Source organism: Dysgonomonas termitidis (genome assembly GCF_042654545.1).
GTDB classification, from domain to species: Bacteria; Bacteroidota; Bacteroidia; order Bacteroidales; family Dysgonomonadaceae; genus Dysgonomonas; species Dysgonomonas termitidis.
This window is the reverse complement of sequence record NZ_JBHSGN010000217.1, coordinates 1-752: the sequence shown is the minus strand read 5'-3', so window position 1 is coordinate 752 and position 752 is coordinate 1. Positions and strand designations below refer to the sequence as shown.

Below are 752 nucleotides of genomic sequence, written 5' to 3'. Positions count from 1 at the left end.
AAAATAAGTCATTATATGCTTTGTTCCATTGTTTTTCTTGTTCAGACTGTCCTTTGACTGCTTTAACAGGAGTAAGCATTTGAATATTCTGCGTTTGCTTTTTATTATCATTAAAGTATTCAAAATCAGAATATATTTTATCTCCAAAAATCATTCGGTTAACTATCGTATCACCCCAGTTCTGTTTAAATACAGTCAGGTCGTTATCTTCAGCAGGAGTGTAGGTTATGGATTCCGGAAAAGGGATTGTCCCTTTTCGTCTGAATGCCAGAGCATGAAGCTTTAAACCATAGTAATATTGATTCTTTGTTGAACAATATCCTTTAGTGGTGATTTCTTTAGCAACCTTTGCTATTCTGTTTCGTCCTGCACAAGTGATTACAGGCATAGAATCAACCAGCGATACATCAAAATCACAATCTTTTGGCGTGAATGAACTTATCAATCTCTGGGATAATACCTTAAAACATTCATTCAGGCGGTTTAACCTTAAGTTAAATGTTTGATACGATGGCAATGAAGGAAACCAGGAAGATAGATACTCTTTTGTAAAAGAATGTATATCTTTGACCATGAAATACTTCTGACAACATCCTGCGAACAGGTAAATTGTCATTATTTCCTGATCAGTAAAAGATGGAGCATTGTTGTTACTGTACCGTTGACAGTAATATTTTAGCTCTGAATCGTATAAATCACAGATATACATATAAATTCTTATCAGTTTAAGCTCTTTCTTCTTGGGAATCATT

At 34.0% G+C, this 752-nt stretch carries 1 protein-coding gene; it reads right to left on the bottom strand.

All coding sequences use genetic code 11. The annotated features are described in order from the left end of the window. Positions 1-709, bottom strand: a 709-nt coding sequence (locus tag ACFO6W_RS26285; RefSeq protein ID WP_380002131.1) for a transposase, incomplete at its 3' end; no start/stop codon positions are given. Positions 710-752: the final 43 nt, after the last annotated feature.